The 25,632-nt window shown below is 27.4% G+C and carries 25 protein-coding genes and 1 CRISPR repeat array; of the genes, 12 read left to right on the top strand and 13 right to left on the bottom strand.

Features of this window, described 5'->3' with window-relative positions:
• Positions 1-3 precede the first annotated feature (3 nt).
• Genes ACPB8Q_RS06280 through ACPB8Q_RS06260 form a run of 5 tightly spaced genes read right to left on the bottom strand, consistent with a single transcriptional unit; the run spans position 4 to position 4,002 of the window.
• Positions 4-528, bottom strand: coding sequence for a DUF483 domain-containing protein (locus ACPB8Q_RS06280; RefSeq protein WP_423792332.1), 525 nt, complete (start codon positions 526-528; stop codon positions 4-6).
• A gap of 13 nt (positions 529-541) precedes the next feature.
• On the bottom strand, positions 542-1,465 hold the full coding sequence (locus ACPB8Q_RS06275; RefSeq protein ID WP_423792331.1) for a D-glucuronyl C5-epimerase family protein: 924 nt from the start codon (positions 1,463-1,465) through the stop codon (positions 542-544).
• A gap of 36 nt (positions 1,466-1,501) precedes the next feature.
• Positions 1,502-2,593 carry a glutamyl-tRNA reductase gene (gene hemA, locus ACPB8Q_RS06270; protein ID WP_423792330.1) on the bottom strand — a complete coding sequence of 364 codons (1,092 nt, stop codon included), beginning with the start codon at positions 2,591-2,593 and terminating at the stop codon, positions 1,502-1,504.
• Complete coding sequence (locus ACPB8Q_RS06265) at positions 2,574-3,194, bottom strand: precorrin-2 dehydrogenase/sirohydrochlorin ferrochelatase family protein (protein WP_423792329.1); 621 nt, start codon at positions 3,192-3,194, stop codon at positions 2,574-2,576. The genes hemA and ACPB8Q_RS06265 overlap by 20 nt, the downstream gene beginning before the upstream one ends.
• A gap of 10 nt (positions 3,195-3,204) precedes the next feature.
• The gene (locus ACPB8Q_RS06260; protein WP_423792328.1) at positions 3,205-4,002 is read right to left on the bottom strand and encodes a GTP cyclohydrolase III; all 798 of its coding nucleotides are present in this window, start codon (positions 4,000-4,002) and stop codon (positions 3,205-3,207) included.
• 164 nt (positions 4,003-4,166) lie between these two features.
• Here ACPB8Q_RS06260 and mptA point away from each other — a divergent pair, with 164 nt between their 5' ends.
• The 4 genes from mptA to ACPB8Q_RS06240 are packed head-to-tail and all read left to right on the top strand — an operon-like array spanning position 4,167 to position 7,186.
• Positions 4,167-5,099 carry a GTP cyclohydrolase IV gene (gene mptA / locus ACPB8Q_RS06255; RefSeq protein WP_423792327.1) on the top strand — a complete coding sequence of 311 codons (933 nt, stop codon included), beginning with the start codon at positions 4,167-4,169 and terminating at the stop codon, positions 5,097-5,099.
• Positions 5,096-6,136, top strand: a complete 1,041-nt coding sequence (locus ACPB8Q_RS06250) for an ATP-grasp domain-containing protein (protein ID WP_423792326.1) — start codon at positions 5,096-5,098, stop codon at positions 6,134-6,136. The genes mptA and ACPB8Q_RS06250 overlap by 4 nt, the downstream gene beginning before the upstream one ends.
• A complete protein-coding gene (gene tfe, locus ACPB8Q_RS06245) occupies positions 6,123-6,677 on the top strand; it encodes a transcription factor E (protein WP_423792325.1) in 555 nt (184 codons plus the stop codon). Before ACPB8Q_RS06250 ends, tfe begins: the two co-directional genes overlap by 14 nt.
• Positions 6,678-6,679: 2 nt before the next feature.
• Complete coding sequence (locus ACPB8Q_RS06240) at positions 6,680-7,186, top strand: TIGR00295 family protein (protein WP_423793421.1); 507 nt, start codon at positions 6,680-6,682, stop codon at positions 7,184-7,186.
• A 10-nt stretch (positions 7,187-7,196) separates the two neighbouring features.
• On the opposite strand, the gene ACPB8Q_RS06235 is transcribed toward ACPB8Q_RS06240, so the two are convergent.
• The 5 genes from ACPB8Q_RS06235 to ACPB8Q_RS06215 are packed head-to-tail and all read right to left on the bottom strand — an operon-like array spanning position 7,197 to position 12,413.
• Positions 7,197-8,105 (bottom strand): type II secretion system F family protein, encoded by a 909-nt coding sequence (locus ACPB8Q_RS06235; RefSeq protein WP_423792324.1) that lies wholly within the window; start codon positions 8,103-8,105, stop codon positions 7,197-7,199.
• Positions 8,106-8,112: 7 nt separating this feature from the next.
• The gene (locus tag ACPB8Q_RS06230) at positions 8,113-9,120 is read right to left on the bottom strand and encodes a type II secretion system F family protein (RefSeq protein ID WP_423792323.1); all 1,008 of its coding nucleotides are present in this window, start codon (positions 9,118-9,120) and stop codon (positions 8,113-8,115) included.
• Positions 9,121-9,130: 10 nt separating this feature from the next.
• Positions 9,131-11,212 (bottom strand): ATPase, T2SS/T4P/T4SS family, encoded by a 2,082-nt coding sequence (locus ACPB8Q_RS06225; protein ID WP_423792322.1) that lies wholly within the window; start codon positions 11,210-11,212, stop codon positions 9,131-9,133.
• A 9-nt stretch (positions 11,213-11,221) separates the two neighbouring features.
• Entirely contained in the window at positions 11,222-12,196 is a 975-nt protein-coding gene (locus tag ACPB8Q_RS06220) for a transcription initiation factor IIB (protein ID WP_423792321.1), read from the bottom strand.
• Positions 12,197-12,212: 16 nt separating this feature from the next.
• Entirely contained in the window at positions 12,213-12,413 is a 201-nt protein-coding gene (locus ACPB8Q_RS06215) for a Gar1/Naf1 family protein (RefSeq protein WP_423792320.1), read from the bottom strand.
• Between the two features lie 105 nt (positions 12,414-12,518).
• Here ACPB8Q_RS06215 and ACPB8Q_RS06210 point away from each other — a divergent pair, with 105 nt between their 5' ends.
• Positions 12,519-13,172: an SWIM zinc finger family protein gene (locus ACPB8Q_RS06210; RefSeq protein ID WP_423792319.1), complete on the top strand. Its 654-nt coding sequence runs from the start codon at positions 12,519-12,521 to the stop codon at positions 13,170-13,172.
• On the opposite strand, the gene ACPB8Q_RS06205 is transcribed toward ACPB8Q_RS06210, so the two are convergent.
• The gene (locus ACPB8Q_RS06205; protein ID WP_423793420.1) at positions 13,141-14,259 is read right to left on the bottom strand and encodes an AAA family ATPase; all 1,119 of its coding nucleotides are present in this window, start codon (positions 14,257-14,259) and stop codon (positions 13,141-13,143) included. The genes ACPB8Q_RS06210 and ACPB8Q_RS06205 overlap by 32 nt on opposite strands.
• A gap of 66 nt (positions 14,260-14,325) precedes the next feature.
• On the opposite strand from ACPB8Q_RS06205, the gene ACPB8Q_RS06200 reads away from it, so the two are divergent.
• From ACPB8Q_RS06200 to ACPB8Q_RS06185, 4 genes are read left to right on the top strand one after another with little or no spacing between them, the layout of a single operon-like run.
• Positions 14,326-15,396: a DUF123 domain-containing protein gene (locus tag ACPB8Q_RS06200; protein ID WP_423792318.1), complete on the top strand. Its 1,071-nt coding sequence runs from the start codon at positions 14,326-14,328 to the stop codon at positions 15,394-15,396.
• Positions 15,397-15,400: 4 nt separating this feature from the next.
• Entirely contained in the window at positions 15,401-16,321 is a 921-nt protein-coding gene (locus tag ACPB8Q_RS06195; RefSeq protein ID WP_423792317.1) for a hypothetical protein, read from the top strand.
• The gene (locus tag ACPB8Q_RS06190; RefSeq protein ID WP_423792316.1) at positions 16,306-17,565 is read left to right on the top strand and encodes a TiaS agmantine-binding domain-containing protein; all 1,260 of its coding nucleotides are present in this window, start codon (positions 16,306-16,308) and stop codon (positions 17,563-17,565) included. Before ACPB8Q_RS06195 ends, ACPB8Q_RS06190 begins: the two co-directional genes overlap by 16 nt.
• A gap of 43 nt (positions 17,566-17,608) precedes the next feature.
• A complete protein-coding gene (locus tag ACPB8Q_RS06185; protein WP_423792315.1) occupies positions 17,609-17,827 on the top strand; it encodes a hypothetical protein in 219 nt (72 codons plus the stop codon).
• On the opposite strand, the gene ACPB8Q_RS06180 is transcribed toward ACPB8Q_RS06185, so the two are convergent.
• Complete coding sequence (locus ACPB8Q_RS06180; RefSeq protein WP_423792314.1) at positions 17,814-19,049, bottom strand: phosphoglycerate kinase; 1,236 nt, start codon at positions 19,047-19,049, stop codon at positions 17,814-17,816. The two genes, ACPB8Q_RS06185 and ACPB8Q_RS06180, sit on opposite strands and share 14 nt — an antisense overlap.
• 459 nt (positions 19,050-19,508) lie before the next feature.
• Positions 19,509-19,994: a CRISPR direct-repeat array (repeat unit 30 nt; unit sequence GTTAAAATAAGACCGTCCCGGTATGGAAAT).
• A 23-nt stretch (positions 19,995-20,017) separates the two neighbouring features.
• Positions 20,018-21,535: a radical SAM protein gene (locus ACPB8Q_RS06175; protein WP_423792313.1), complete on the bottom strand. Its 1,518-nt coding sequence runs from the start codon at positions 21,533-21,535 to the stop codon at positions 20,018-20,020.
• Positions 21,536-21,959: 424 nt separating this feature from the next.
• Between ACPB8Q_RS06175 and ACPB8Q_RS06170 the strand changes: the two genes are divergently transcribed.
• The 3 genes from ACPB8Q_RS06170 to artD are packed head-to-tail and all read left to right on the top strand — an operon-like array spanning position 21,960 to position 25,631.
• Positions 21,960-24,962 (top strand): PKD domain-containing protein, encoded by a 3,003-nt coding sequence (locus tag ACPB8Q_RS06170; protein ID WP_423792312.1) that lies wholly within the window; start codon positions 21,960-21,962, stop codon positions 24,960-24,962.
• Positions 24,959-25,180 (top strand): class III signal peptide domain-containing protein, archaeosortase D/PIP-CTERM system-associated, encoded by a 222-nt coding sequence (locus ACPB8Q_RS06165; protein ID WP_423792311.1) that lies wholly within the window; start codon positions 24,959-24,961, stop codon positions 25,178-25,180. The genes ACPB8Q_RS06170 and ACPB8Q_RS06165 overlap by 4 nt, the downstream gene beginning before the upstream one ends.
• Entirely contained in the window at positions 25,173-25,631 is a 459-nt protein-coding gene (gene artD / locus ACPB8Q_RS06160; RefSeq protein ID WP_423792310.1) for an archaeosortase D, read from the top strand. Before ACPB8Q_RS06165 ends, artD begins: the two co-directional genes overlap by 8 nt.
• Position 25,632 lies beyond the last annotated feature (1 nt).

The raw sequence follows: 25,632 nt of genomic DNA, 5'->3' as shown, positions 1-25,632 counted from the left end.
ACTTTATATTATAAATTTTTCATAATATTCTGTATATCCATAATGATAATGAGGTAAATTCTTTTTAAGCTCTTCTTCAACTTTTAAAATAACTTCAAAATCTTCATAAGATAAATAGCCTATTAACTTATTTTTAATTGCTCTCTGACATTTTATAGAACATGGAATAAATCCAGATGTTAGAACTACTGCATGACAGTTTTTTATTTCTTTTAGTTCTTTCATATGCTCTTCATCAATAACAACCCTCCCATTTATAAAAGAATTAATGCAACATTCAGGATATCCTAAAAATTCGCCAATTTCTTTATCATCCAATCTTCTGTAAATTCCTAATTCAGAAGAGACATAAGGGTCTAAGGCAGGTCTAACTTTTGGTTTATATTTATTAACAATACTTTCATAAATTTCTAATCTTTTTATAATATAAGAGAATAAAGCATCATCTAAATTTTTTACATGATTACTTAGTGTTTTAAATTTATCATCTCCTAATCTAAGTTTTAACACTTTTTTTAGTATTTCCATAAATAAACACCTTTTAATCTTTCCACTTCTTATAATATTTTAGAAATATTTTATCTCCTGTTATTTTATAAAGCCATAACATTTGGAGCCTTTGTAAATGTTCATAATGTTCATTACATTTGTGTCCTAATGCATCATAATAGCTCCAATCTCCTGCATCATACATTGGTAAAAATATCTTTATTGATTCTAATCCTTTCTTATATAAATATAAGGCATATTTATTTTTGGTTTTATTTCCAAACTCACCAATCCATAATGTTGCTGTAATAAAACCATTCAATACATAAGGAGGATTTTCAGAAGCATATTCTGGATACCAATAATAACTTTTATTTTCATAAATTCTAATTTTTAATAAACCACCATCCTTTACAGGAACTCTAAAAGCATTTAGAGCCAAATTTGCATATTTTAAATATCTTTTATCTCCAGTAGCTTCATAAGCTAAATATAATGTTTTTAAACATCCTGCTTGACATAAACTTCCTGACCATCCCTTAGATAGATTATATAATGGAAATGGGAAATTATACCTCCAAATAATAAATGTTATATTTTTACCATCAACTTCAACTTTTTCTTTATCTGCCTGAGATATTAAGTATTCTGTTAAAAATAACCCTCTTTTTAAATACTTTTCTGCTTCTTTTGAATTTTTATCTTTTAATTTGAAATATTTATAAAAACATTCTCTTGCTTCTTCATTTACATTATGTGGTGTTATTTGATAACCAATATATTCTCCTTTTATAGTTCCATAGTATGTAACTGGCATAGATACATCTTCAACAGAGAATGGTTTAGGATTCTTAAAAAAGTATTGGATAATTTCATTTTCTGAATAATATTGTGAAGATGTTCCAATATAATAACCTACAATAAAACTAATTATTGATACAACACTAAAAACTATTAAAATATATTTATTGTTCATAAATATCTCATAATTATTTATTAAAAACTATTTATTCTATTTATTAAAATATCTTTTTATCTCACAGATTATCTTTTTAGTGTATGCCTTAGAAAAGTCCTTTAAAACATCCTCAGGATTTTTGTGTTTCATTAAATTTAATGCTTTATTTACTTCTCTAACCCTAATATCCTCTATCTTTTTTATAAGCTCTTTAATCTTCTCTTCAACTTCTAATTTATTTAGTTGATTATTTAAATTATTTATCTCCTCTTTAATAATTTCTTCAACCTTAGGAATTTCTTTTTTTCTCTTTTTTAAATTTTCCTCAGCTACTAATTTTAAATCATCTATTGTAAAAAGTTTTATATTACTTAACTCTTTAATATCATCTGTTGTGTCTCTTGGAATAGCTATATCCACAACTATTGTTTCTCCTGCATTTTCTAATCTTTTTTTAGTTAATATTGGATGTGGAGCTGATGTAGCTGATATAACTATATCTGCATATCTTAAAGCCTCTTCTAATTTATCAAATTTTATAGCCATTCCATTTAGTTCTTTAGCTAACTCAACAGCCTTCTCATAAGTTCTATTTGCAACAATAATTGCCTTAATATGCCTTTCTTTCAATGCCTTTATAACAGTTTTAGCCATTTCTCCTGCTCCTATAAGTAAAATATTCTTATCTTTTAGAGTAGTTATTTTCTCTAACAATTCAACAGCAGCTGAACCAATAGAAACAGAACCTTTACTTATATCTGTCTCATTTCTAACTCTCTGTCCTGTATGAATAGCTTTTAAAATAATTTTTTCTAACCTTTTAGATATTGCATTATGTTTTTTAGCTTTTAAATATGCATCCTTCAATTGCCCTAAAATCTGATACTCTCCAACAATCATTGACTCTAAACCTGAGGCTAACCTAAATAGATGATAAATTGCCTCATCATCTAAAAGTATATCAAATTTGTTAATATCCATATCTATATTTTTTATATCCTCTAATTTTTCACATATTATTTCAACTCTATTACATGTTTGTAGTAGAACACCTCTACACTTTTTATAAAATTCATCCTCATCCAATCTTAACTTTTCTAACTCATTTACATTATACTTATTATAATCAGCTTTTAAAATTATCATTCTCTCCCATATACTTATTAATTAACTCTAAAAGCTCTTTTTTGAAGTTTTCATTTGAAAATAGTAGATTTAAAATTTTTTTTCTGTCCTTCTGATTTGGAATATTTTCAATTAAAAATTTTCTAAAACTTGATATAAAATCTAAGTCATATCCTTTTAAATAATTTTCAATTAAAATTCTTATATTTTTAGCCAATAATGGGCTCTTTCCTCCTGTATATATAGAGAATATAACCCCATCAACTTCTGTATATGCTGGAATAATAAAATTAACATCATCTAAGATATTAGATGAATTAATATATTTATTTAACTCTTTTGCAATTTTTACAATCCTTTTGTTTATATCTTCACTTGCACATGCTAAAATAAAATCATACTCTTTAATGATATCTCTTAACTCCTCATCAGATAGTTTATTTATATCTATCTTTATTTTTTTGATTTTATCAGTCTTTTCTATATCTTTATCAAAAGTTTTTGAATAAATTGTTATTTTAGCATTATCTTTTAGTAATTTTAGAGCTCTTCTTTTACCTACTTCTCCACAACCAAAAATAGCAACTTTCTTATCTTTAAAAGATAGTAAGACAGGTATCATACATAATAACCTAAAATGTTTTAAATAATCCTTTTTTGATTGAATTTATTTCCAAAGTTTCCTGTTTTAAAAAACATACATTTTTATCTACATGTTTTCCTCTAATCTTCTCTAATCCTATATCTGCCAAATTTGAAGCATCTTCTGCTGTTTTTCCAATACCTACTCCTGCCTTTAATTGAATATTTGTTTTATCTTCTATCTTTTTAAATATTTCTAAAAAATCATTCTCATCTAAGCCATTACATGGAGACATAAAGTTATCTCCACCAATAAAGAAAAGTAAGGATTTGTATTTTAAAAGTTCTTCCATAAGAAGTAATTTAACTTTATTGACATTATAGTAGGTTTCATAAGCACTAACAACATCAGTATAATTCCCAGTTATATTGTTTATATCTATATGAGCAAGTTGCACATAACCATCTACAAGCTCATTAGCCACATCTAAAATCTCTTTTCTATTCTCATCTTGAGCACTTCCATACTCTTGGAGTGTTTCTGTGGCTAATTTTTGAGCTTCATAAGGAGTTTCAGCAGTTGCTATAACCATACTTATTGTAAATGGATACCTATTCCTTATACTTTCCTGAATTCTCTTGTGTGTTATCAAATCAATTCCATTTGTTATAGCAATTAAGTTATCAAACCTTGTATAGAACACTAAACCTTTATGTGCTCCAAAAAGCATATTTAAGTCAGCATATAACCTACTTTGTAAGATTTGTAAATCACTCTCTCTTCTTGGCTTTGGTGTTACTGTCCAAGGTCCATAGTTATCTATCTGAATTAGTGTTATTTGAATCATAATATTATCCTCATACATGGTTTTATGCTTTTAAAACTAAACTATATAATATTAAAATATTAACTTTACGATATTGGTATTAGTATTTTTATATGCTAATACTAATACCCTACATAAAAAGTAAAAACTTTGTCTTACCTATTTAATATCTTTATTGTGAGATTATGAACTGGAAATGTGATATACAAAATATAGAGCCAGATATAAAAGTATCATTAACAAGAGTAGGAGTGACAAATCTAAAAAAGCTTGTTAGAATTAAAAGAAATGGAAAAAGACCTATTATTTTATTATCTACCTTTGAAGTTTCTGTTAATCTTCCTTCCACACAAAAAGGAATTCATATGTCAAGACATCCTGAGGTTATAGAGGAGATTATAGATGAAGCTATAAAAATGGAATGTTATGAAACAGAAACAATATGTGAAGAGATAGTTAAAAGATTATTTAAAAAGCATGACTATGCTACAGAGGCAGAGGTATTAATGGTTAGTGAGCTAATGCTTAAAGAAAAAAGCCCTGTATCTAAAAAATATTCTCAAGAAATACATAAAATAATTGCAGGAGCAAGAGGTACAAAGAAGGGAGATGAAATAAGCATTACTAAAATAGTTGGTGCAGAAGTTGTTGGGATAACTGCTTGTCCTTGTGCTCAAAATCTAATAAAAGAGTTGTCTATAAAAAACCTAAAAGAAGAAGGATTTTCTGATGAAGATATTAATAAGATTTTAAAATCTGTTGTTTTTGCAACACATAACCAAAGGGGTATTGGAAAAGTAATATTGGAGATTCCAGAAGGTTACAATGTAAAAATTGAGGATATTATTGATATAATTAAAAAATCTATGAGCTCTGAAATATATGGATTATTAAAGAGAGATGATGAGGCCTATGTAGTTATTAAAAGTCATGGAAATCCAAAGTTTGTAGAGGACTGTGTTAGGGAGATGGCTAAACATATTGTTAAAGAATTTAGTTACCTTCCAGATGATACAAAGGTTTTTATTAGACAGGTAAATTTAGAGAGTATCCATAGACATGATGCATTTGCTGAGAAGAATACTACACTAAAAGAACTTAAGAAGGAAATTTTATGAAAGCATTAGTTTTAGGAGTAAATACAAGAGCTGTTGTTAATTCTTTAAAAACTTTAGGTTTTTATGTTATTTCTGTATCATACTATTCTCCAGAAGATTTAAATGCAGATGAAAACTACTATTTTATTAATAAAGAGAAACATGGAAATTTCTGGGAAAACTATAATGAAAGATTAATTATTGAAAAAGCTAATGAACTTGTTGATGATGTTGATTATATTTTTATATGTTCTGGTGTTTTTGAGCACTACTACAAAAAAGTTGATTGGAATAATATTGTTGGAAATAGTCCAAAAGTTATATATAAGTTATCAAATAAATACTACATATATAAAAAACTCAAAAACCTTGGTTACTCAATTCCTGAATTTAAAAAAATAAATAATATCCATCAATTGGAAAAATTTTTAGATGAATATAAAAAAATTGTCATAAAACCTTTCAATTGTAAAGGGGTAATTAAACTATCATCCTACAAAGATATAGGAAAATACAATCTTTCTTTTCCAGTTTTAGCTCAGGAGTATATTTCATCTCCTTCATACAGTATAAATTTCATCAACAATAATTTTATAACCTTCAACAAACAAATTATATTTAATGGCATATATGCTGGAAATATTGTGCCTTATTCACTTCCTAAAAAATTAATTGGAATATTTGAAGATATAATTGAAATTTTTGAGTTAAAAGGGATGAATGGTTTTGACTTTTTAATTGATGATGATGTAAAAATTATAGATGTAAATCCAAGAATATTGGGAACTTATGACTCAATAGAAATCTCATCAAATAACAATTTAGCAAAATCACTACTATTCAATAAAAAAATAACACCAAAAAATAGAGTTATAAAAAGAATAATCTTTGCAAAAAAAAGAGGTAGATATTTTGTTCCAAATATAGAAGGATTTTATGATATTCCTAAAAATGGAGCAATAATTGAAAAAAATAATCCAATAACTACAATAATAAAAGAAAAAAACATTAAAGAGGAAATAAAAAGGATAAAGTGTGATGAGTATGAAATTAGATAAAAACAAGATTTATGAAATGCTCAATGACCCCCTAATTCAGGAAGTTCTATATAACATTTTTGATGGAGATGAGAAAGGTTTAGAGTTAGTGGAGGTTTTGTTAGAGAAGGGAGAATCAAAAGAGGATGAATTAGCTAAGGCATTAGGTATTAAATTAAATACATTAAGAAAATTGTTATATAAATTGTATGATGCAAGATTAGTAGATTACAAAAAATGGAAAGAAGAAGATAGAAACTGGTATTATTATACATGGAAACCTACATTAGAAAAACTACCTTACATAGCTAAGAAAAAATTGAAAGAATTAATAAACAATTTAAAAGAAAAATTAGAGTATGAAAAAAACAATATTTTCTTTTACTGTCCCAAGTGTAATATTAGATTTACATTTGATGAAGCTGTTGATTTAAATTTTGTATGTCCAGGATGTGGTGGTTTGTTAGATAGCTTTGACAATTCAAGAATAATTAAGGAGTTAGAAGAGCAAATTAAATTTTTAGAAGATGAACTAAAAATAAATAAATATTTAAATCAATGATGATTATGTATTTAAAAGCATTAAAAATTTTGGAAGAACTATGTCCTAAGGATGTAGTTAAACACTGTATAGCAGTCTCAAATTATGCCTATGAACTTTCTTTAATGATAAAAAGTAGAGGATATAAAATAGATGCTGAATTAGTTAAGTTAGGAGGATTACTCCATGATATAGGAAGGAGTGAAACACATTCTATAAAGCATGGAGTTGTTGGAGCTAAAATTTTAAGAGAGTTGGGATTTGATGAAAGAATTGCATTAATTGCAGAGAGACATATAGGAGCAGGATTAACCAAAAAAGAAGCTTTAAAGTTTGGTTTGCCATATAAGGACTATATTCCTATTACAATAGAGGAGAAAGTTGTTGCTCATGCAGATAATTTAATTTTTGGAGATAAAAGAGTTGAGATTGATAAAGTTGTAGATAAGTTTAAAAAGAGAGGTGCAAACAAAGAAGTTATTTTGAGAATTATTAAGTTAAATGATGAAATAAATAGTTTTTTAAAATAATTTTTAAAATCTACATTTTAAACATCATTGGAACAAACTTCACAATTAGGTAGAATATTATTACTCCCAATGTCATAGTTATAGCTGAAACTTGAAACATCCTTTCTATCTTTAATCCAAATATTGGGATAGAGAATAAAGCTCCTAACATAGCAGTTCCAACTTGCACAATCTCAATAGCTCTTTTTAAATCCTCTGGATTAACTGGTGGAGCCTTTCCAGTTTGAGATAATAATGAGGATGTAGCTATAATATATCCTCCTAATATTCCACTAACAGCAGGGACAACAAGACATAACATAACAAATCCAGTAGCTATTCCAGTTGCGGTAACACTCAATAATTGTCTTTTGAATAGATGAAAATCATCTAATGTTTTAGCTAATATTCTCAAAGATTCTGATAAATTACCTCCAGACTTTCTATTTTCAATAATAATTCTTGACAACATCTTTAAAACTTTAGAGTCATAAAATGAGGATACTATTGTTATAGCTTCTTCAAATCTTATTTTTTGTTTTTCCATTAACAAGAGAATTTTTTTAAATATAGGACTAACCACTTTTATATCACTATTTACAACATCTTTTAATGCATCATTAATAGACCTACCAGATTCTAAAGACAATACCATAATATATAATGCTTTAGATATATTTTTTTCTAATTTTTCTATTAGATTCTCATAAATAATTTTTGGATATGAAACTACAAAGCAAAAATATATTATGCACATCAATACTATACCTCTAAAACTAAGAGACAAGAAATAACCAAAAAAAGCCCCAAAAATGATTGATATTAACACTAATAGGATAAAATGCTTTTCTTTAATGTCATATCCACACTTCTTTAGTAATAAAGTATTCTTTTTTATTAAGACATAATACAAAATTTCTAAAATTTCTCTAAATTCCATAATAGTTTCACTCTATTTTCATTTTAACCAAGATTCCAAATATTAATGTTAGCATTGGCCCTATCTTTACCAATAACAAATCCATAGTATTAATAACCCCTGGAAGTCCTTGATTACCCATCATTGATGATATTATCATACCACTAAAAGGTAGAATTATCCCAGTCCCAAAGGCCAAATTACCTAAATTTTGTATCATAAATTTAGAAGTATCTAATTTTGCTAAGGATTCTCTTACAATTTCTTCATAAAACTTCTCTAATAGTAAATCTAAATTTCCTTTATTATATCCTATGTATATCTGCTCATACAACTTTTTTAATAATGGTAGTTCAGCTCTGTCCATAGCTCTCTGTAAAGCCTCTGCAAATGTATATCCTATATTTATCTCTCTAACTATATCTTCAAATTCAAAAGATAAAATTCCAAATTCTTTAGATTTTGCAATCCTATTAATAATTTCCATAATAGATACTCCAGATTTTATAAGTGAAACTATATACACCAATGAAAAAAGCACCTCTAACTTAATATCTCCTTTGAACATTATTATCTTCAATCTTGGGTACAATATTCCTAATATTAGAATTATTGTAAAGAAGATTATTGAAAATATAATTCCTTCTAAAATGTTACCTCCAAGTAGATAAAATAAAAATATAAACATTGAAAAAATAATATCATAAAGAAAAACTCTTCTAAAGTATTCTTCTACAGATGAGTATCCAACATATCTAAGCAATCTATCTGAGAATAATTTTCTATTTTTCTTAAGCTTTTCAACAAATGATTTTATAAGATTATTGATAGGAATTGTTTCATATAGAATTTCTTCTATTCCTTCATCATATTCCTCATAATATTCAAAAGTTACTACTTCAGTTTGTTGCTCTTTTTTTAATTCTTCTTTAAATTGTTTCTTTTTCAAATAGTTTATAGTTTCTGTATCTAATGTTATTAGTCCTTTTTTATACAAATAAAGTTTTAATTTTATTATGTAATCATTAATTGCCATATTAAATTCCTTAAGTTATTTTATTTGCTAATTTATTAACCAAACTGTCTGGGTCAATTTGATACTCTTTTATGTATTCTCCAACTTTTTCTAATTCATTTATACCTTTATCAACCAAATATTTTAAAACTATCTTTCTTCTTTCTCTATCTTTTAGTAGTTCATCTCTACTTATTCCAGCTATTTCACATACTTCTTCTTCCCACATACATATTCCTTTTCTAACTAATGTATCTTTTAATCCATCATATTCATACAGTGTAGTTTTTGCTATATCTTGTTTATCTCCTTTAACAACCTCAACAATTCCTAAGATTCTCCTTAAAGTTTTTCCACCTCTTCTAATTCTTTGTATATTTATAATAAAATCTAAAGCTGTTAGCATAATTTTTGGAACATTCATTGGAGGACTTGTCAATCTAAGGATTGCTTCATCTGCACTATTTGCATGTAATGTTCCTGAACAGTTTGAGACAATAAAACCATCTGATTTCCCAGCTATATAAGTATGGTTATCTTCAACTGTTAAGTCATAAATATATCCATTATAATTAATTTCTTTAACACTTACAACTTTATCCCAACTAATATCTAACCCTTTTGGAATGGCTATATAATCATCTATCTTTACTATCTCAGCATTTACTTCAAATATAATATTATTCTTTAAAATATAAACAGGATGGTCATGAGTTAGAGTTATTTCTTTACCACTTTCAGTTTTTATATTCAACATCTTTCCAATGTATCTCTTTCTCCAAACTCTTGATATTAATTTATCTTCAATCTTTAAAGTGTTTTTATTAAAACTTTCTATATGGATATTTTCATCAGATATATCAATCCATTCAAAACCATTGTGTTCCTTTATTATATTTGATTTATTTTCTTCAAAAAATTCATCTACAAATTCTCCAATGTTTATAGTTTCATTATTTGATAGATATATTAGTTCATCTTTAATTAAAGCACCATCATGTCCTGTATTCATAGCAACTAATAAAGAATGAGCCTCTTCCCCCCTAACCTCTCCAACAAATATTCTATCTGGCCTCATTCTTAGAGCATTTTTAATTAAATCATCCATAGTAATCTCATACTCAGGCATTCCAGGCCTTGCTGGACGAGTGACCATTCTTATAACATGCTTATGAGGTATTTGTAGTTCAGGTGTATCCTCAATTGTTATTATTCTTTCATTATACATTGCAAACATTGATAAAACATTTAGAAGAGTAGTTTTTCCTGAACCTGTTCCTCCAGCTATTAATGTATTAGCTGGCTTAGAGCCAAAGTAACCCTCAACTGCTTGCCATAGAAAAGCTGCAGTATCTAATGATAATGTTCTATATTTTATTAAATCAATAACTGTTAATGGTGTTTTTGAGAATTTTCTTATAGTTAGAGTAGCTCCATTTAATGTAATATCTGGGAGTGTAGCATTAACTCTACTACCATCTGGAAGGAATGCATCAAGCATTGGCACTCTTGAGTCAATAGGCCTATTTACCAAGTTAGAGATACTTTCAATAATTCTATTTACTTCATTTCTATCTAAAACAATATTTGATTCACACATTTGAAATTTTCTATGAAAAACAAAAACTGGAATACTATACCCATTAACCATAACTTCCTCTAAAAAAGCATCATTTATAGGAATTTCCAAAAGTCCTAATCTTCCAGATTGTAGATATATAAATTTTGCTAATGATTCCACATGTGGAACTTTTATATTATATCTTGTTAAAAACTCTATAACATAATTTTTTATTTGCTCATATTCAAATAAACCAAGTTCTCCAATTTGTATTTTTAACATATTTAAATTTTCTTTTGAAATATGAGATAATGATTGTTCAATATATTCAATTTCAGGAATTAAATAGAACATTTCCCCATGACATCTTTTTATAATAACCTCAAATTCTATCTCATCAACATTGACATTGTATTTATCTATTATTACTTCTTCCTTTTTTTCTTTAAATCTATCTATCTTGGTTTCTCTATCTTTTAATCCTAATGGTTTATTGATAATACTCAATTTTTCAGATTTTTTTTTACTTCCTATTTTATCTAAAAGTCCCATATTCCCCCTTTATAGAGTAACATCAATATCTAAATGTTCAGTTAATTCCTTATATCTATTTCTTATTGTTACCTCAGTTACACCTGCAACTTCTGCAACTTCTCTCTGTGTTTTTCTATGTCCTAATAAGACACTTGCTATATATATTGCAGCTGCTGCAACTCCAGTAGGCCCTCTACCACTTGTTAATCCTTTTTCAGCTGCTTTTTCTAAAATTTGTATTGCTTTACTTTCCACTTCTCCTGGTAAGCCAAGAGCTGAGGCAAATCTTGGAACATAATCTATTGGACTTGTTGGGGTTAATTTTATTCCCAATTCTCTTGCTAAGAATCTGTATGTTCTACCTATCTCTTTTCTTTCTACTCTTGAAACTTCTGCAATCTCATCCAAAGTTCTTGGAACTCTACAAATTCTACATGCTGCATATATAGCAGCAGTAACAACTCCTTCAATACTTCTACCTCTAATTAATCCCTTCTCAACAGCATTTCTATATATTCTTGCAGCATGTTCCTTAACATGTTTAGGAAGATTTAACTTAGCTGCTATTCTATCTAACTCAGATAATGCAAATGCTAAGTTTCTTTCAGAGGCATCACATACTCTAATTCTTCTTTGCCATTTTCTTAATCTATATAATTGAGCTTTTTTATTTGCAGATATATCCTTTCCATAACTATCTTTATCTTTCCAATCAATAACTGTTGAAAGTCCTTTATCATGAATTGTTAGTGTTGTAGGAGCTCCTACTCTACATCTTTTCATTTTTTGTTCATGGTCAAATGCTCTCCATTCTGGCCCAACATCAAATAAGTTCTCTTTAATTACACATCCACACACAGAACAAACAATTTCAGCCCTTTCATAATCTTTTATAACTTCTTTACTACCACAAATAGGACATACTATTTCTTCTTCCTTTTTTTCTTCTTTTTTATCTAATTTTTTTTCTAACTCTTTTTGGATTTCTTTTAAATTAGACATAGGAATCCCTAAAAAATTATTTATTAGTATAGACAACATCTAAAACAATATCTTTTTTATATGGTTTTATTTTAATATATGGATTTTTTACTGGGCCAAAAATATCAACAACCTTCCCAACTTTTTTACGTTTATAAAAAACATCAGTTCCTATCTTCACAAATCCTCTACCGATAAAAAAACCTTTAGGAGTTTTATGTAGTATTTTTATTTTCAAAATAAACCCCTTTATATAATTTACGAAAATTATTTATATATGTTAGTAAAACTTCTATATATACTTTTCTAAAATTAATTTATTTATATATTATTAGTGATTATTATGTTTGATGAACTTGTCAAAAAAAGAGGAGAGCAATATTTTAAGTTAGGTTTAGTTAGATATTGTGTAAAATACAAAAATTATTTATTTGGAGAAGTTGTTGGTTCTAAAATATATAAAGTAAAGTTTAACTTAGATACCTTAGAGAGTATATGCTCCTGCCCATATAAATACAACTGTAAGCATGGATATGCTTTGTATTTGGCATATAAAAATAATATGTTTATTGATGGGGAAGAAATATTTAATAATATTATGAAACAATCAAAGGAAGATATCATTAAGCTCTTAGAAAAGATAATTACAAATAATTTTTTATGGGAGGAATTTATTGAAGTAGATTCATTATTTAACAAAATTAAAAATTTAATTAAATTATCTAAGTTAGAAAAAAAGAACATCTACACTTTAAGAACATTTTTAAAGAACAATATTAAAAAATTAGATGACTCTGAACTTATTAAAGTAGTTGAAGAACTAATAAATAATGATGTTGATGATTTTGAAATTTATGATATAGTTATTAGAGAAATATTCAATAGAGATAATCAGGAAATAATATACAAGTTGTTAATATTGTATAGAAAAAATAAAGATAGGTTGTGGATAGTTGAGGATTATATTATAGATAGAGGTGTTGAGGAGCTTCTCTAACATTTTTCTTAATATTTTTAATTGCCCATAGTAAATCCTCTCTATCAATAAATTCCTTATCTTCAATAATTGCTTTGTGTAAAGCAGGTTTTAAAAACTTCTCTTTAATATCTCTACCACTAAATCCTTTAGTTTTTTCTACAAATTCTTTTAAATTTGCTTTAATTGGTAATGGCAATGTTTTTGCATACAACTCCATAATTTTTAATCTTTCTTCATCATTTGGTAGTTTAAATTCTATTTCTTCCTCAAATCTACTTCTAATTGCTGTATCTAACATTGCAGGATTATTAGTTGCTGCAATAGTAACTACTCCCTCATGCTCTTTAATTCCATCCAATTCAGTTAATAGTGCATTTACTACCTCAGAGACATCTCCCCTTAAAGATTGATACTCTCTACTCAACCCTATTGCATCTAACTCATCAATAAATACAATACATGGAGCAGATTCTTCAGCTTTTTTATAGAGTTCTCTAATCATCTTAGATGAATCTCCTACATGTTCTCCTATCAACTCAGGAGCTTTTATTAATATAAATGAGGAATCTGTTTCTGTTGCTAATGCCCTTGCCATTAATGTCTTTCCAGTTCCAGGAGGTCCATAAAACAATATATTTCTTGGAGCCCACTCCCCAAATAGTTTAGGATTCTCTAAATACTTCATTATTATTTTACATTTCTTTTTAGCATGTTCCTGTCCTATAATATCATCAAACTTAGCTTTTTTAAATTGTGTTCTTATAATTTTTTTAGGTTGTTGTAGTATAAAGTAAGTGTCACTCGTTATTAGTCCTCCTCCTTTTGGATATGTGGAAATTACTCTAAATGCATAGTCAGGAATAATTGAATTATCAAATAAATAATCCCCTTCCTTTACAATCTCACCAATCCATTGGTCTCTCGCATAGATATTAAATAAATCTAAGTTCTCAGCAGAAACTTTAACATTCTCGCTATTACTTACTTTAATTGGAAATCCAACAGGTTCAATAATAACTCTCTTTAAAGATGGTAGTGTCTCATCATAAGTTTTAATTTTGGAAAATAGTAATCTTTTATTTGTTGTTGGTAATTTCAAGGTAATCACCAAAGTAATAACTATTGAGCAATAATCATTATATATACAAAACAGTTATATAATACTTCTTATATGTTAATTCAAATATTTGAAGGTGGTAATATAAATACAAAACTATTGGATATATTAAAAGAGAAGATAAAAAAAGATGCTGTTGTAACAGAAATTTCAAAAGAAAATAGTCCTTTTAAAGTTTTAGTATCAACTATTATAAGTGCAAGGACAAGAGATGAAGTAACAGAGGAGGTTAGTAAAAAATTGTTTAAAAGAGTTAAAGATGTTGATGATTTAATAAATATTGATGAAGAAGAGCTTTCTAATCTAATTTATCCAGCTGGATTTTATAAAGTAAAAGCTAAAAAATTAAAAGAACTTGCTAAAACTTTAAAAGATAAATACAATGGAGAAATTCCTGACAATTTAGAAGAGTTATTAAAACTTCCAGGTGTTGGTAGGAAAACAGCTAATTTAGTATTAACCTTAGCTTTTAATAAAGATGGGATTTGTGTAGATACTCATGTCCATAGAATATGCAATAGATGGGAGTTTGTAGATACTGAAACACCTGAAGAAACTGAAAAAGAGCTAAGAAAAATATTACCAAAAAAGTATTGGAAGGAAATAAATAATTTATTAGTTGTATTTGGTAGGGAGATATGTAATGTTAAGCCAAGATGTGATAAATGCTTTAAAGAGATTAAAGAAATCTGTCCTTACTATAAGAAATTAACAAAGATAAAAGAAGTTTTAGATAAATATAATTTCAAAAAAGTTAGTAAAAATAATATTACAAAAGAAAAAGGAACCTATATACTAAAAATAAAACTAAAAAATGGTAGAAAAATAAAATTTGGTAATAATGAAGAATTTTTTAAAAAAGGATATTATTTCTATGTGGGTTCTGCTTTTGGAAATAGTATAAATTTAAAAAATAGAATTGGGAGACATTTAAGAGATGATAAAAAATTACATTGGCATATTGACTATCTTTTAAAGTATGGAAAAATTGAGGAAATCTATATAACCAATAAAAAAGTTGAGTGTGAAGTTGCTCAAGAGCTAAGAGATATTTTAATACCAATTAAAAAATTTGGATGTTCTGATTGTTCATGCATTTCACATCTCTTTTATTTAAAACCATAAAAAGGTGATTTTTATATATTTAAGACATAGAAGAGCTCCAAAAGTTGATAAAGAGGGAGATGAAGAGATTTGTAAAGAGATTATAAACTCTCTACTAAATAATGAATATAAAATATTTTTCTTACCTTCTGGAAGTGCAGGTGTTTTTTTATCTATTTTTATAGCTAAGAAATTTTATGACACAATATTAGTTCCTGATATGGGAGGATGGAAAGGATTTTTAAAATATCCTAAAATCTTTAATTTAAATATTGAAAAAATAGAAACTAATTTAGGAGTAATAGAGAATATAAACTACAAAGATAAAGCCTTAATTTTAACATCTCTCTCTGGATATCTTGCAGAGAATCCATTAAAAGAGATTAGAGAGGCATGTGATGAAAATAACATTTTATTTATTGAAGATATATCCAACAAAATTGGAGGAGATTGTGGATATGGAGATTTAGTTGTTTGTTCTACTGGAAGTCCAAAAATTTTAAATTGTGAATATGGAGGTTTCTTAGGTATTAAAGAAGAGATATTTAAAAAAATAAAGGATGAGTTTTTAGATATATATAAGACATACAAAACTATAAACTACTTCAACATACTAAAAGAGGAATTGTTAGAAGCTAAAAAGACATATAGATTATATATAAAATCTAACAACTTCTTAAAAAAGAGAATTAAAAATACTTATTTTAAAAATAGTGAGAGTTTATCTATTTTTATTGAGTGTAATAATCCAAGAGAGTTATCTAAAATTATAAATTCAAAAATTAAATTAGATAATAAAAAATCTTTAACTACAATTTGCCCGACTTATGATAGAATTTTAAGAAAAGGAGTTGTTTTTGAGACTAAAAAGATTGAAAAAAGGGATTTAAAAGAGAATTTAAAAGATATTCTTAGAGTATTGGTGGAAGTATGTTCATTGGAATAGATGATACAGACAGTAGAAGGAAATTATGCACAACATACTTAGCTACTCTTCTATATGAAGAACTAAAAAACAATGGATTTATTTTAGATATTCCAAAACTAATTAGATTTAATCCTTCTGTTAAATACAAAACAAGAGGTAATGGAGGAGTTTCTTTAAGAATTTTAAACTACAAAAGAGAAGATTTTAAATTTATAAAAGATTTGGTTATTGACTTTGTTGAGAAGTACTCAGATTTAGAAGATGAAAATACAAATCCAGGAGTTGTATTTTTGGAGCATAAGAACTATAAAAACCATAGAGAGATTCTAAAGAACTATTATAAAGAGGTTTTATATAATATTGTTGATGTTGATTATGCTGAAAAAATCATTAAATTGGTAAATGGATATAGTATAAAATATAAATTAGGGAGAGGAATTATAGGAGCTTTAGGAGCTATATCATCAACTCCACCATATACTTATGAACTAATAGCTTATAGATATAGAGATAGATGGGGAACAAAAAGGATAATTGATGAGGATAGTGTTATAAAGATGGATAAAGAAACTTTCCCATACACATTTGATAACTATGACTATGAGAATAAAAAAATTTTAATAACTCCAAATACTCCATGTCCAGTTTTGTATGGAATAAGAGGAATAGATATAAAATATTTAATAGATGCTCATTTTTTAGTTAAAGGAGAAAAATCAGAGAGATTTTTAATATTTAAAACAAATCATGGAACTGATGCTCATCTAAGATATATGAAAATTAAGGATATATATCCAAACACAGGAGTTATTGTATATGGCTATTTATCAGAGGAGCCAAAAAACTTAGAAGGAGGGCATGTGAAATTTAAATTAAAGGATGATACAGGAGAGATAGATTGTATAGCTTATGAACCAACTAAAAAGTTTAGAGACATAATTAGAGAGTTGATAGTTGGAGACTATATAGCAGTTTATGGAACAGTTAGAGAAAAACCTTTAACTATAAATATAGAGAAAATTAAGATTTTAAAATTGGCTGAAAAATTTGAATATATTAAAGAATGTCCTTTATGTGGTGGAACTCTAAAATCTAAAGGAAGAACTACATTTAAATGTAAAAAATGTAAAAGCTCTTTTAATAAGGAAAGTGTAAAAAAAATAATAGTTGAGAGGAATATAAAAATTGGTTTTTATGAAGTTCCTCCATCTGCAAGGAGACACTTATCTAAACCTATCCAACTGATTGACTTGATTAGTTAAACACCTAAAAACAATACAAAACACAATATGCCATCTATATTATATGGCGCCCGAAATATTATCCTATTTAAAAAGATTTTTTGAGAAAGATAATATACATATTCTCTTTTGTAAAGATGATGGTGCTATTTTTGTTGTAGAGGACTACTACTTTTACTACTGCTCTATTGAAAATGGTTGTATAAAAAGAATTATATTTTTGGGGTTAATAGAAGTTTCTAAGTTTGATTTACTTATATTCAATAAAATTATGGATGCTTAAACTTTGAATATGATTCTTTCAACATTTCTATAACTGGAAGTTTTTCCCCAGACAAGAATGAGAGAGTAGCTCCTCCACCAGTAGATATATGGTCTATCTTATCAGCATATCCAAATAATTCAGTTGCAGCTGCTATATGTCCCCCTCCAATAACCTTAAATCCTTTTGAGTGTGCAATAGCATCTAAAATTTTTATTGTTCCAATAGCAAAGTTCTCCAATTCAAATACTCCCATAGGTCCATTAGCAACAATAGTCTTAGCTTTTTTGATAATTTCACTATATATCTTTATTGTCTCCTCTCCAATATCATTTATTAGCTCTTCAACATCTCCATTTAATTTTTTTTCTACTCTCTCCCCATTAATATTTAAAGCCACATCAACAGGAGTATATATTTTTTCTTCATATTTTTCTAATAGATTCTTAGCTTCTTCTATTAAACTCTCATATCCTAAGTTTTTAATTATCTCTAAATTCTTACCTAAGTTGTAGCCCTTAGCTATCAAAAAGATATTTGCTACTATTCCACCAGTTAGTATATAATCTACTCTATCCAATACATTCTTCATAACTTTTATAGAGTCATCTGCCTTAGCTCCTCCTAAGACATATACAGCAGGACTATCAGGATTTTCTACAACCTTTGATAAAACATTAACCTCCTTCTCCATCAATCTACCAGCAATCATAGGCATATAATAAGAGAATCCAACTAATGAAGGTTGTGCTCTATGAGCAGCTGCAAATGCATCATTAACAAAATAGTCAAAGAGAGGAGCTAACCTTTTAATTAATAATGTTTCTGCTTGTTTTTTTGGAGTAATCTTCTCCCACTTTTTCCAATCTTTTAAAACTTCTTCTGAATAAAATCTTATATTCTCCAAGAGAATTATATCTCCATCTTCCATATTTTTTATTTCATTGATAACTCTCTTACTAAATATTTCATCCAAATATTTAACTTCTTTATGTAATATCTCACTTAATTTTTTAGCATGCTCCTCCAAAGGAGCAAAATCTTTCTTTCCAGGCCTACTTTGGTGAGCTAAAATAACCACTCTTGCTCCAGAATTAGATAGCTCATTTATAGTTTTCTTAACTTCTCTAATTCTTTTATCATCCAAAATTTCTCCATTTTCTGGATTTATTGGACAATTTATATCTACTCTTAAAACAACCCTTTTCCCTTCAAAATCAAAATCATCTAATGTTAAGAACAACTTTTCACCTTTTTGGTGTAATGTTAAACTTTTAAAATAAAATTGCTTTTATTAATATCTTACTAACCATAATTTTAAATATTCAGATGACAATTATCACGCTAAAAATCTTTATTTTTTGATTTTATTTGATTTTAGAAGGATATTTTCAATTTAGAGGATTTTTAGGAAAATTCATAGGGGGTCGTTATTTTGAATATTTTATATATTTTGATTATATAATTTAATGAGATTTTTTGTAGTTTTATGTTTTTTCTTTTAATATTTGAAAATCCCAGATAGATTGGTTTAGTTTTTAGATATGAAAAATTTTTATTGGATTAATATGAAATAGAAAGATTTTTATAAAAGTTCGAAGGTATATAAATGAATAGGGAAACCTACCCTTCGAAAATTTTAGTACCAAAAAGCTTATATATGAGAACGTTGTTATATTATTATGTCTAAAATGTGCTTCCTGTTAAAATAAGACCGTCCCGGTATGGAAATTTGTGTTTTTATAATTGCATTCTGATTTAACATCCCGTTAAAATAAGACCGTCCCGGTATGGAAATATCTTGATATTTTGAATCTTACTTGGAATTTTTTTATGTTAAAATAAGACCGTCCCGGTATGGAAATATTGTTCCTGTTGATGTTACTGTTGTATAGCTATCTGGTTAAAATAAGACCGTCCCGGTATGGAAATGGAATTGCTCCGACAGTTGATATTAAAAAAACTAAAGTTAAAATAAGACCGTCCCGGTATGGAAATGAGTGTATAAGGATTTGTTGGATTTTAGGAGTGTCATAGTTAAAATAAGACCGTCCCGGTATGGAAATAATAGCTGGTATAAGTTGTAAAATTTTCTTTCAATAATGTTAAAATAAGACCGTCCCGGTATGGAAATACTCTTCTCTAATATTTTCCCTGCGTTAAAATAAGACCGTTTCAGAATTAAAATTCATTTATTAACTTCTAAAAAAGTTAATTTTTAATAGGAACTCCTGTTATAGACCTATAACCATAATCTACAACTTTAACATCAACAAATTCACCAATATTTACATTTCCTTTTATTCCCACTAAAATTGGATAACTGCCCAACTGCCTACCAAAATATAAATTTTTATCCTTTTTCTCAATTAATACATCTTTTAATATTGTTCCTTTTGGAACAACTCTTTTTAACATTTTATTATCTATTTCCTCTCTAATTTTCTCTTTAAACCATAAAAATAACTTTTTTCTTTTTTCAGCTTTTTTTATATCTTTCTCACATATATCTGTGCCATAAAATGGGACTACTTGCCTTATATTTATTCTTCTGAGCATATATCCCTCATCATAAATTTTCTTTAAATATTCATAGTTTATTTTAAATGTTCTTTTACTCTCTCCTTTTAGTCCAAATAGAAGATTGATTCCAGGGAGTAAATTTGGTAGTCCTGTTTCTCCTCTCTCTCCTCCAATTTCATTTAAAATTTTAACTGCCTCTAAAATTTCCTCTGGCTCAAATCCTAAATTATTGGCTTTTATAACCTTTTTATCAAAACTTTCCACACCAAAGGCAGCAACATTTCCAGATGTGCAATATTTAACCAAAATCTTAGTTATTTCCATACTCTCTTCTTTATATCTTGCTATAACAGCAGGATTTACATTATCTATATGTAAAACTTTTGGATTTAGAGATGATAATGACTTAAACAATTTTTCTATTGCATCAACATTTGGCTTTGGAACTTCTTCTTTTCCTATATCAAAAGCTTTATAGCTGTATATACAAGGCTGTCTCCCAACTCTAAAATATTTTATTCCTTCCAATGAGAGAGCTTTAGCTTCTTCATATATATCTCTTTCATCTCTAAATTCTGGCAATTTAAATCTTCTTGGTTCAACACAAAAAGAGCATCCTCCTGTTATTGCTCTTGCACAACCCCTATAACTCTCCAATTCAACAATTATATTAGGATATAGTGGATGTTTTTTTACTATTTTAGCTCCTCTAATTGCAAATTCTCTCAATTCTTCATAACTCCTAAATCTTTCAGTATCTACCTTCTCAACATTTAAATTTTCATTTAATAAATCATATAAAACAGCTTCTAAATCTCCTTCAACAACAACATCAAAAATCTCTTTATATTTCTCTTCTTTTTTTAACTCTCCTCCAACAAAAGAAGAGCCAAATTTTGTAGCTACTGGACCCCCTAAAACTTTTATAGCATTAGATTTATAAACTATTGATGCTAATTCTTTTAATGTTGCTGGGTTAGCAGAAAGATACTTCCCAGGAGTGTGAAATCCAGATATGCAAATGATTAAATCATATCTTTCTAAATTTAAAGGTTTTTCTCTAAATTTATCAATAGTTGTATAATCTGTTTCAACATTAAATTTATCTAAAACTCCATAAGCATATCTTGGATATACTCCCAAATATGGAGGAACTCCTAAACCTGCTGGCTCATCAGTATATCCATCTAAAATTAAAGCTCTCATAATCTTTCCCTGATGATGATTAGTTTTAACTGATTTTATGATGAACCGTATGAGCTCTGAAGGGTTCGAAACAGTTTCTTAGTTTTCGTAGCATACAATAACATATAAATTACTCTTAAACATATATGTTAGCCGATGATAGGGCTCTGCCTTTGAGGCTAATGTATTGCTTTGATTGTGGGTTTTATGCCGATAGAGATGCAGTAGCTGTATTTAATTTGATAAAAAGATTCATGGGGCTGTCTCCGTTCAGCCCGAAGTCCAATGAGCCTATAGCAGAGGGAACGGTGTTCCCGATGAAGTTATGGGTTAAGGACAACCCATTCCCATAGCTGTCGGTTTGTATGAGAAGTTATTAAATGCAATGATAAGCTATGGAAATGGGAAACGGTTAAAACTTAACAATATTTTAGGTTGATACGTAATGAAAACACATAAACCATATGGTTTAATATTTTTATTATTTTTATTTTTGTATATAAATGTAAATGGAAATATTATTTTAATACACAACAATACAATGAATATCTCTAACTATACAGGAGAAGTAAATAATACTATAATATTTGAGGCATTAGCTCCTAATTCAGTAGCTCAAGATATTATTAATAATGGATATACAAAATGGGATTTTGGAGATTTAGTAGAAACAGATTATGGAGATAATAAAGTAGTCAATCATACATATACATTTCCATTTGCCTACCCAGTTGCATGGTGCGGATATTTAAACAACACTGGATATTCAAAGGCATTAACATACAATTGGATAATAATTGGAAATATTTATAATACAACATATATCTTTAATGGTAGCCCTTCAAATTCAAAAACAAATTGGGAAGTACTATATAATTCAACAAATAACACAGTAATCATAAAATACTACTCTGAAAGTCCAATAAATGTAAAATTTTTAGGATTAAGTGTAGATACCACTCCTGTAGATATTAATGTAGATAAAACAGAGATTGTAGAAGGAGATTCTGTAAAATTTAACTATTCTATAAATAGAAACATTATATTTAATGTTTGGTGTTTTGGAGATGGAACTTTCTCTTTTGAGAAATCACCGACTCATATATATACTAAACCAGGAATTTACTACCCAAGAGTGTTGGTTATTGATAATTTTGGTAGAGTGATGGTTGGTTATTTGGATAGTGGGATTAAAGTAAATAGACCAAGAGGTGGATATTTTGAACCTATAAGAAATGAAAATTATGTAATGAATGAAAGTGGAGCTGTAAATGTTGAAGATGAATATGCTATGGCATATAGAGTAAATGAACCTATATATATTAAACCTAAAGACGCTGAGGACTATACTAAAATATTCTTATTCTTTGGAGATGGAAGTGAAACATCTTATAAATTATACAATTCAAATTATGGGAGAGAACATGTTTATAAATTCCCATTTATCTATCCAATTTGTTGGATGGATGTAGATAGGTGGGGAGATTACTCTATTGCATCCTCTGCTACATTAGATTATTTAGTTGTTGGTGATGTAGGAGATACAACTTATAAAATTATTCCTACAACTATTAATGAAAATACATTCTTTAAATCTTATGATAAAGACAATAGAATTGTTGAGTTATGGTCAAAGGTAATAAGCTCTCCAATTGAACTTAAATTAAAGCAAAAAACCCACTATGATGTTGTAGTTAAAGCAGAAGAAACTAATGGTGGAATAAAGTATTCCTATGAATATCCTTATAGTAAGCCAGTACTTGTATTCTGGAGTTTTGGAGATGGAACTTATTCATTAGATAATTCTCCAACTCATATATATCCAAATAATGATGTTGATTATCAAGCACATGTAATGATAATTGATGAAAATGGAATAGTTTCTGTAGGTTTTGGTCCTGTCATAAAGAATAATAAAATTATCAGCTCAATGCTATGGATCAATCCAACAATTGTTAAAGTAGGAGAGCCATTCAATGTTATTTATAAATATCCTAAAAATTATATTGGTGGTTACTTAGAGATTTATCTACTTGATTACACAAAGAACAATATACTATTAGATGAACTTTATTATATTGGCTATTCAGGTTTAATATGCCAATATGCCGAAAAATATGTAAGTTATGTTACATCATTTGAAAATTTAACATATAAAATCAATAGAGAAGGAATTTACTACATTGAAGGATATGACCCTAAAGTTTATTTCCTACCAAGACAAGTTAAGGTTATAAACAACCATAATCCAGTTGCTGTTCTTTATATATACCCAAATCCTGCAAGTTATAGAGATTCAGTTGTATTTAATCCTCTAAACTCTTATGACCCTGATGCAAATAGAGAATTATCAGATGGTTCAGGTTATATCATTTCTCCAGATGAACCTCCTGCAAAAATATACGGATTTAATTTAACTGTCTATAATTCCTCTGGAGATATAGTATGGAATTATTCATCAAATGAGTTAAAAATAATTTATCACAAATTCCCTATTGGTAATTATACTGCTATATTAACAGTTTGGGATGGATTTGGAGCTATTGGTACTACCACTGAAAAATTTAGTGTTATAAATCTTCCTCCAAAAGCAGATTTTACTTACACTCCAATATATCCAAATTATAATGATAATATAACCTTTAATGCATTAAGTTCCTATGACCCAGATGGAAAGATAGTAGAATATATATGGGACTTTGGTGATGGAACCAAAATAACTACAACTAATCCAATTATAACACATGTTTATAACAAACCTGGAACTTATATAGTTACTCTAACTGTTGTCGATAACTTAAATGCAACATCTACTATAAAGAAAACAATAACAGTTTATTACCTAAAAGCAGATTTTACTTACTCACCATTGTATCCAAAAGTTAATGAAGTTGTTAATTTTTATGATAACTCAACATCTAATCCAGGAAATATTGTAAAATATATATGGGACTTTGGAGATGGTTCTACATCCACAGAAAAAAATCCTACTCACATATACAAAAATATAGGATATTATACAGTTACCTTAACTGTTTGGAATGATTTAGGTGTAAAGTCTTCTATATCAAAGACAATATTTGTTAGAGGTAATACTAATTATCCTCCAATAGCAAAATTCAATTTCACAATAAATGGATTAAATGTAACATTTGACGCTTCAAGCTCTTATGATATTGATGGAAAGATAGTAGAATATATATGGGATTTTGGAGATGGAACCAAAATAACTACAACTAATCCAATTATAACACATGTTTATAACAAACCTGGAACTTATATAGTTACTCTAACTGTTGTTGATAATGATAATAATAGAGATTCTACTACTAAGTTTATTACAATTGTACAAGAAAGTAAAAGTATTCCAGTTCCTATATATGTAAAAATATTAATAATACTATCAACAAGTATAGCTTTAATATATATAATAAGGGGAGTAAAATGAAAGTATTATTAAAAAATAGAGGACAAATTACTATGGAATTTGCTATATTAATGGCAGCTGTTGTAGCAGTTGCAGCTATTTTAGGATTTTATTATTTAAAGACAGTTGAAAGTTCATCAACAAAAGCACAAAATGAAAATATTGTCTCAAATACTGTAAAGCTTAATAAAGTAGTTGATATAGTAAATAAAGTAAAAGAGGCAATTATAAATGGATGATAAAAAAAAATATATTTTATTTTTTTTGTTATATTTTTTTATAATATATTCATTTTTTACCTTATTTTTGGAAAATTATCTATCTGTTTTTTTGGCATTACTTATTTCAAAAATTTTAAATTTAGGATTATATAACAACATTATATTTTCAAAAAATATAGCTTTTGTTATAATCCCAGCATGCACATGTTCTTTTGAAATCTCCCTTTTTTTAGCATTTATTTTAGCTACACCAAAAGTCTCAATTGTTTATAAAATTATATATGCTCTTTTTGGTATTATTATGATAGAATTTTTTAATGTAATAAGGATTATTTTAATTATTCAATATCATAATTTGTTAAACTATAATGAAATCCATAATATTATCAGCTTTATTTTATTTCCAATAGTTTTAATACTAAATCTTATATGGGTAAGGATTTTAAAATATTTAAATGTAATAGAATAGA

This window comes from Methanocaldococcus indicus, from assembly GCF_049554935.1.
Lineage (GTDB): Archaea > AGJL01 > Methanococci > Methanococcales > Methanocaldococcaceae > Methanocaldococcus > Methanocaldococcus indicus.
This window is presented reverse-complemented; position numbering and strand designations above follow the sequence as displayed.

Bases quoted from the DNA above. Each gene is read 5' to 3' on its own strand.
- ACPB8Q_RS06230 (WP_423792323.1), bottom strand. From the start codon at position 9,120: ATGGCAATTAATGATTACATAATAAAATTAAAACTTTATTTGTATAAA.
- ACPB8Q_RS06280 (WP_423792332.1), bottom strand. From the start codon at position 528: ATGGAAATACTAAAAAAAGTGTTAAAACTTAGATTAGGAGATGATAAA.
- ACPB8Q_RS06265 (WP_423792329.1), bottom strand. From the start codon at position 3,194: ATGATACCTGTCTTACTATCTTTTAAAGATAAGAAAGTTGCTATTTTT.
- ACPB8Q_RS06170 (WP_423792312.1), top strand. From the start codon at position 21,960: ATGAAAACACATAAACCATATGGTTTAATATTTTTATTATTTTTATTT.
- mptA (WP_423792327.1), top strand. From the start codon at position 4,167: ATGAACTGGAAATGTGATATACAAAATATAGAGCCAGATATAAAAGTA.
- ACPB8Q_RS06260 (WP_423792328.1), bottom strand. From the start codon at position 4,002: ATGATTCAAATAACACTAATTCAGATAGATAACTATGGACCTTGGACA.
- ACPB8Q_RS06165 (WP_423792311.1), top strand. From the start codon at position 24,959: ATGAAAGTATTATTAAAAAATAGAGGACAAATTACTATGGAATTTGCT.
- tfe (WP_423792325.1), top strand. From the start codon at position 6,123: ATGAAATTAGATAAAAACAAGATTTATGAAATGCTCAATGACCCCCTA.
- ACPB8Q_RS06220 (WP_423792321.1), bottom strand. From the start codon at position 12,196: ATGTCTAATTTAAAAGAAATCCAAAAAGAGTTAGAAAAAAAATTAGAT.
- ACPB8Q_RS06225 (WP_423792322.1), bottom strand. From the start codon at position 11,212: ATGGGACTTTTAGATAAAATAGGAAGTAAAAAAAAATCTGAAAAATTG.
- hemA (WP_423792330.1), bottom strand. From the start codon at position 2,593: ATGATAATTTTAAAAGCTGATTATAATAAGTATAATGTAAATGAGTTA.
- ACPB8Q_RS06275 (WP_423792331.1), bottom strand. From the start codon at position 1,465: ATGAACAATAAATATATTTTAATAGTTTTTAGTGTTGTATCAATAATT.
- ACPB8Q_RS06210 (WP_423792319.1), top strand. From the start codon at position 12,519: ATGTTTGATGAACTTGTCAAAAAAAGAGGAGAGCAATATTTTAAGTTA.
- ACPB8Q_RS06235 (WP_423792324.1), bottom strand. From the start codon at position 8,105: ATGGAATTTAGAGAAATTTTAGAAATTTTGTATTATGTCTTAATAAAA.
- ACPB8Q_RS06175 (WP_423792313.1), bottom strand. From the start codon at position 21,535: ATGAGAGCTTTAATTTTAGATGGATATACTGATGAGCCAGCAGGTTTA.
- ACPB8Q_RS06200 (WP_423792318.1), top strand. From the start codon at position 14,326: ATGTTAATTCAAATATTTGAAGGTGGTAATATAAATACAAAACTATTG.
- ACPB8Q_RS06250 (WP_423792326.1), top strand. From the start codon at position 5,096: ATGAAAGCATTAGTTTTAGGAGTAAATACAAGAGCTGTTGTTAATTCT.
- ACPB8Q_RS06190 (WP_423792316.1), top strand. From the start codon at position 16,306: ATGTTCATTGGAATAGATGATACAGACAGTAGAAGGAAATTATGCACA.
- artD (WP_423792310.1), top strand. From the start codon at position 25,173: ATGGATGATAAAAAAAAATATATTTTATTTTTTTTGTTATATTTTTTT.
- ACPB8Q_RS06185 (WP_423792315.1), top strand. From the start codon at position 17,609: ATGGCGCCCGAAATATTATCCTATTTAAAAAGATTTTTTGAGAAAGAT.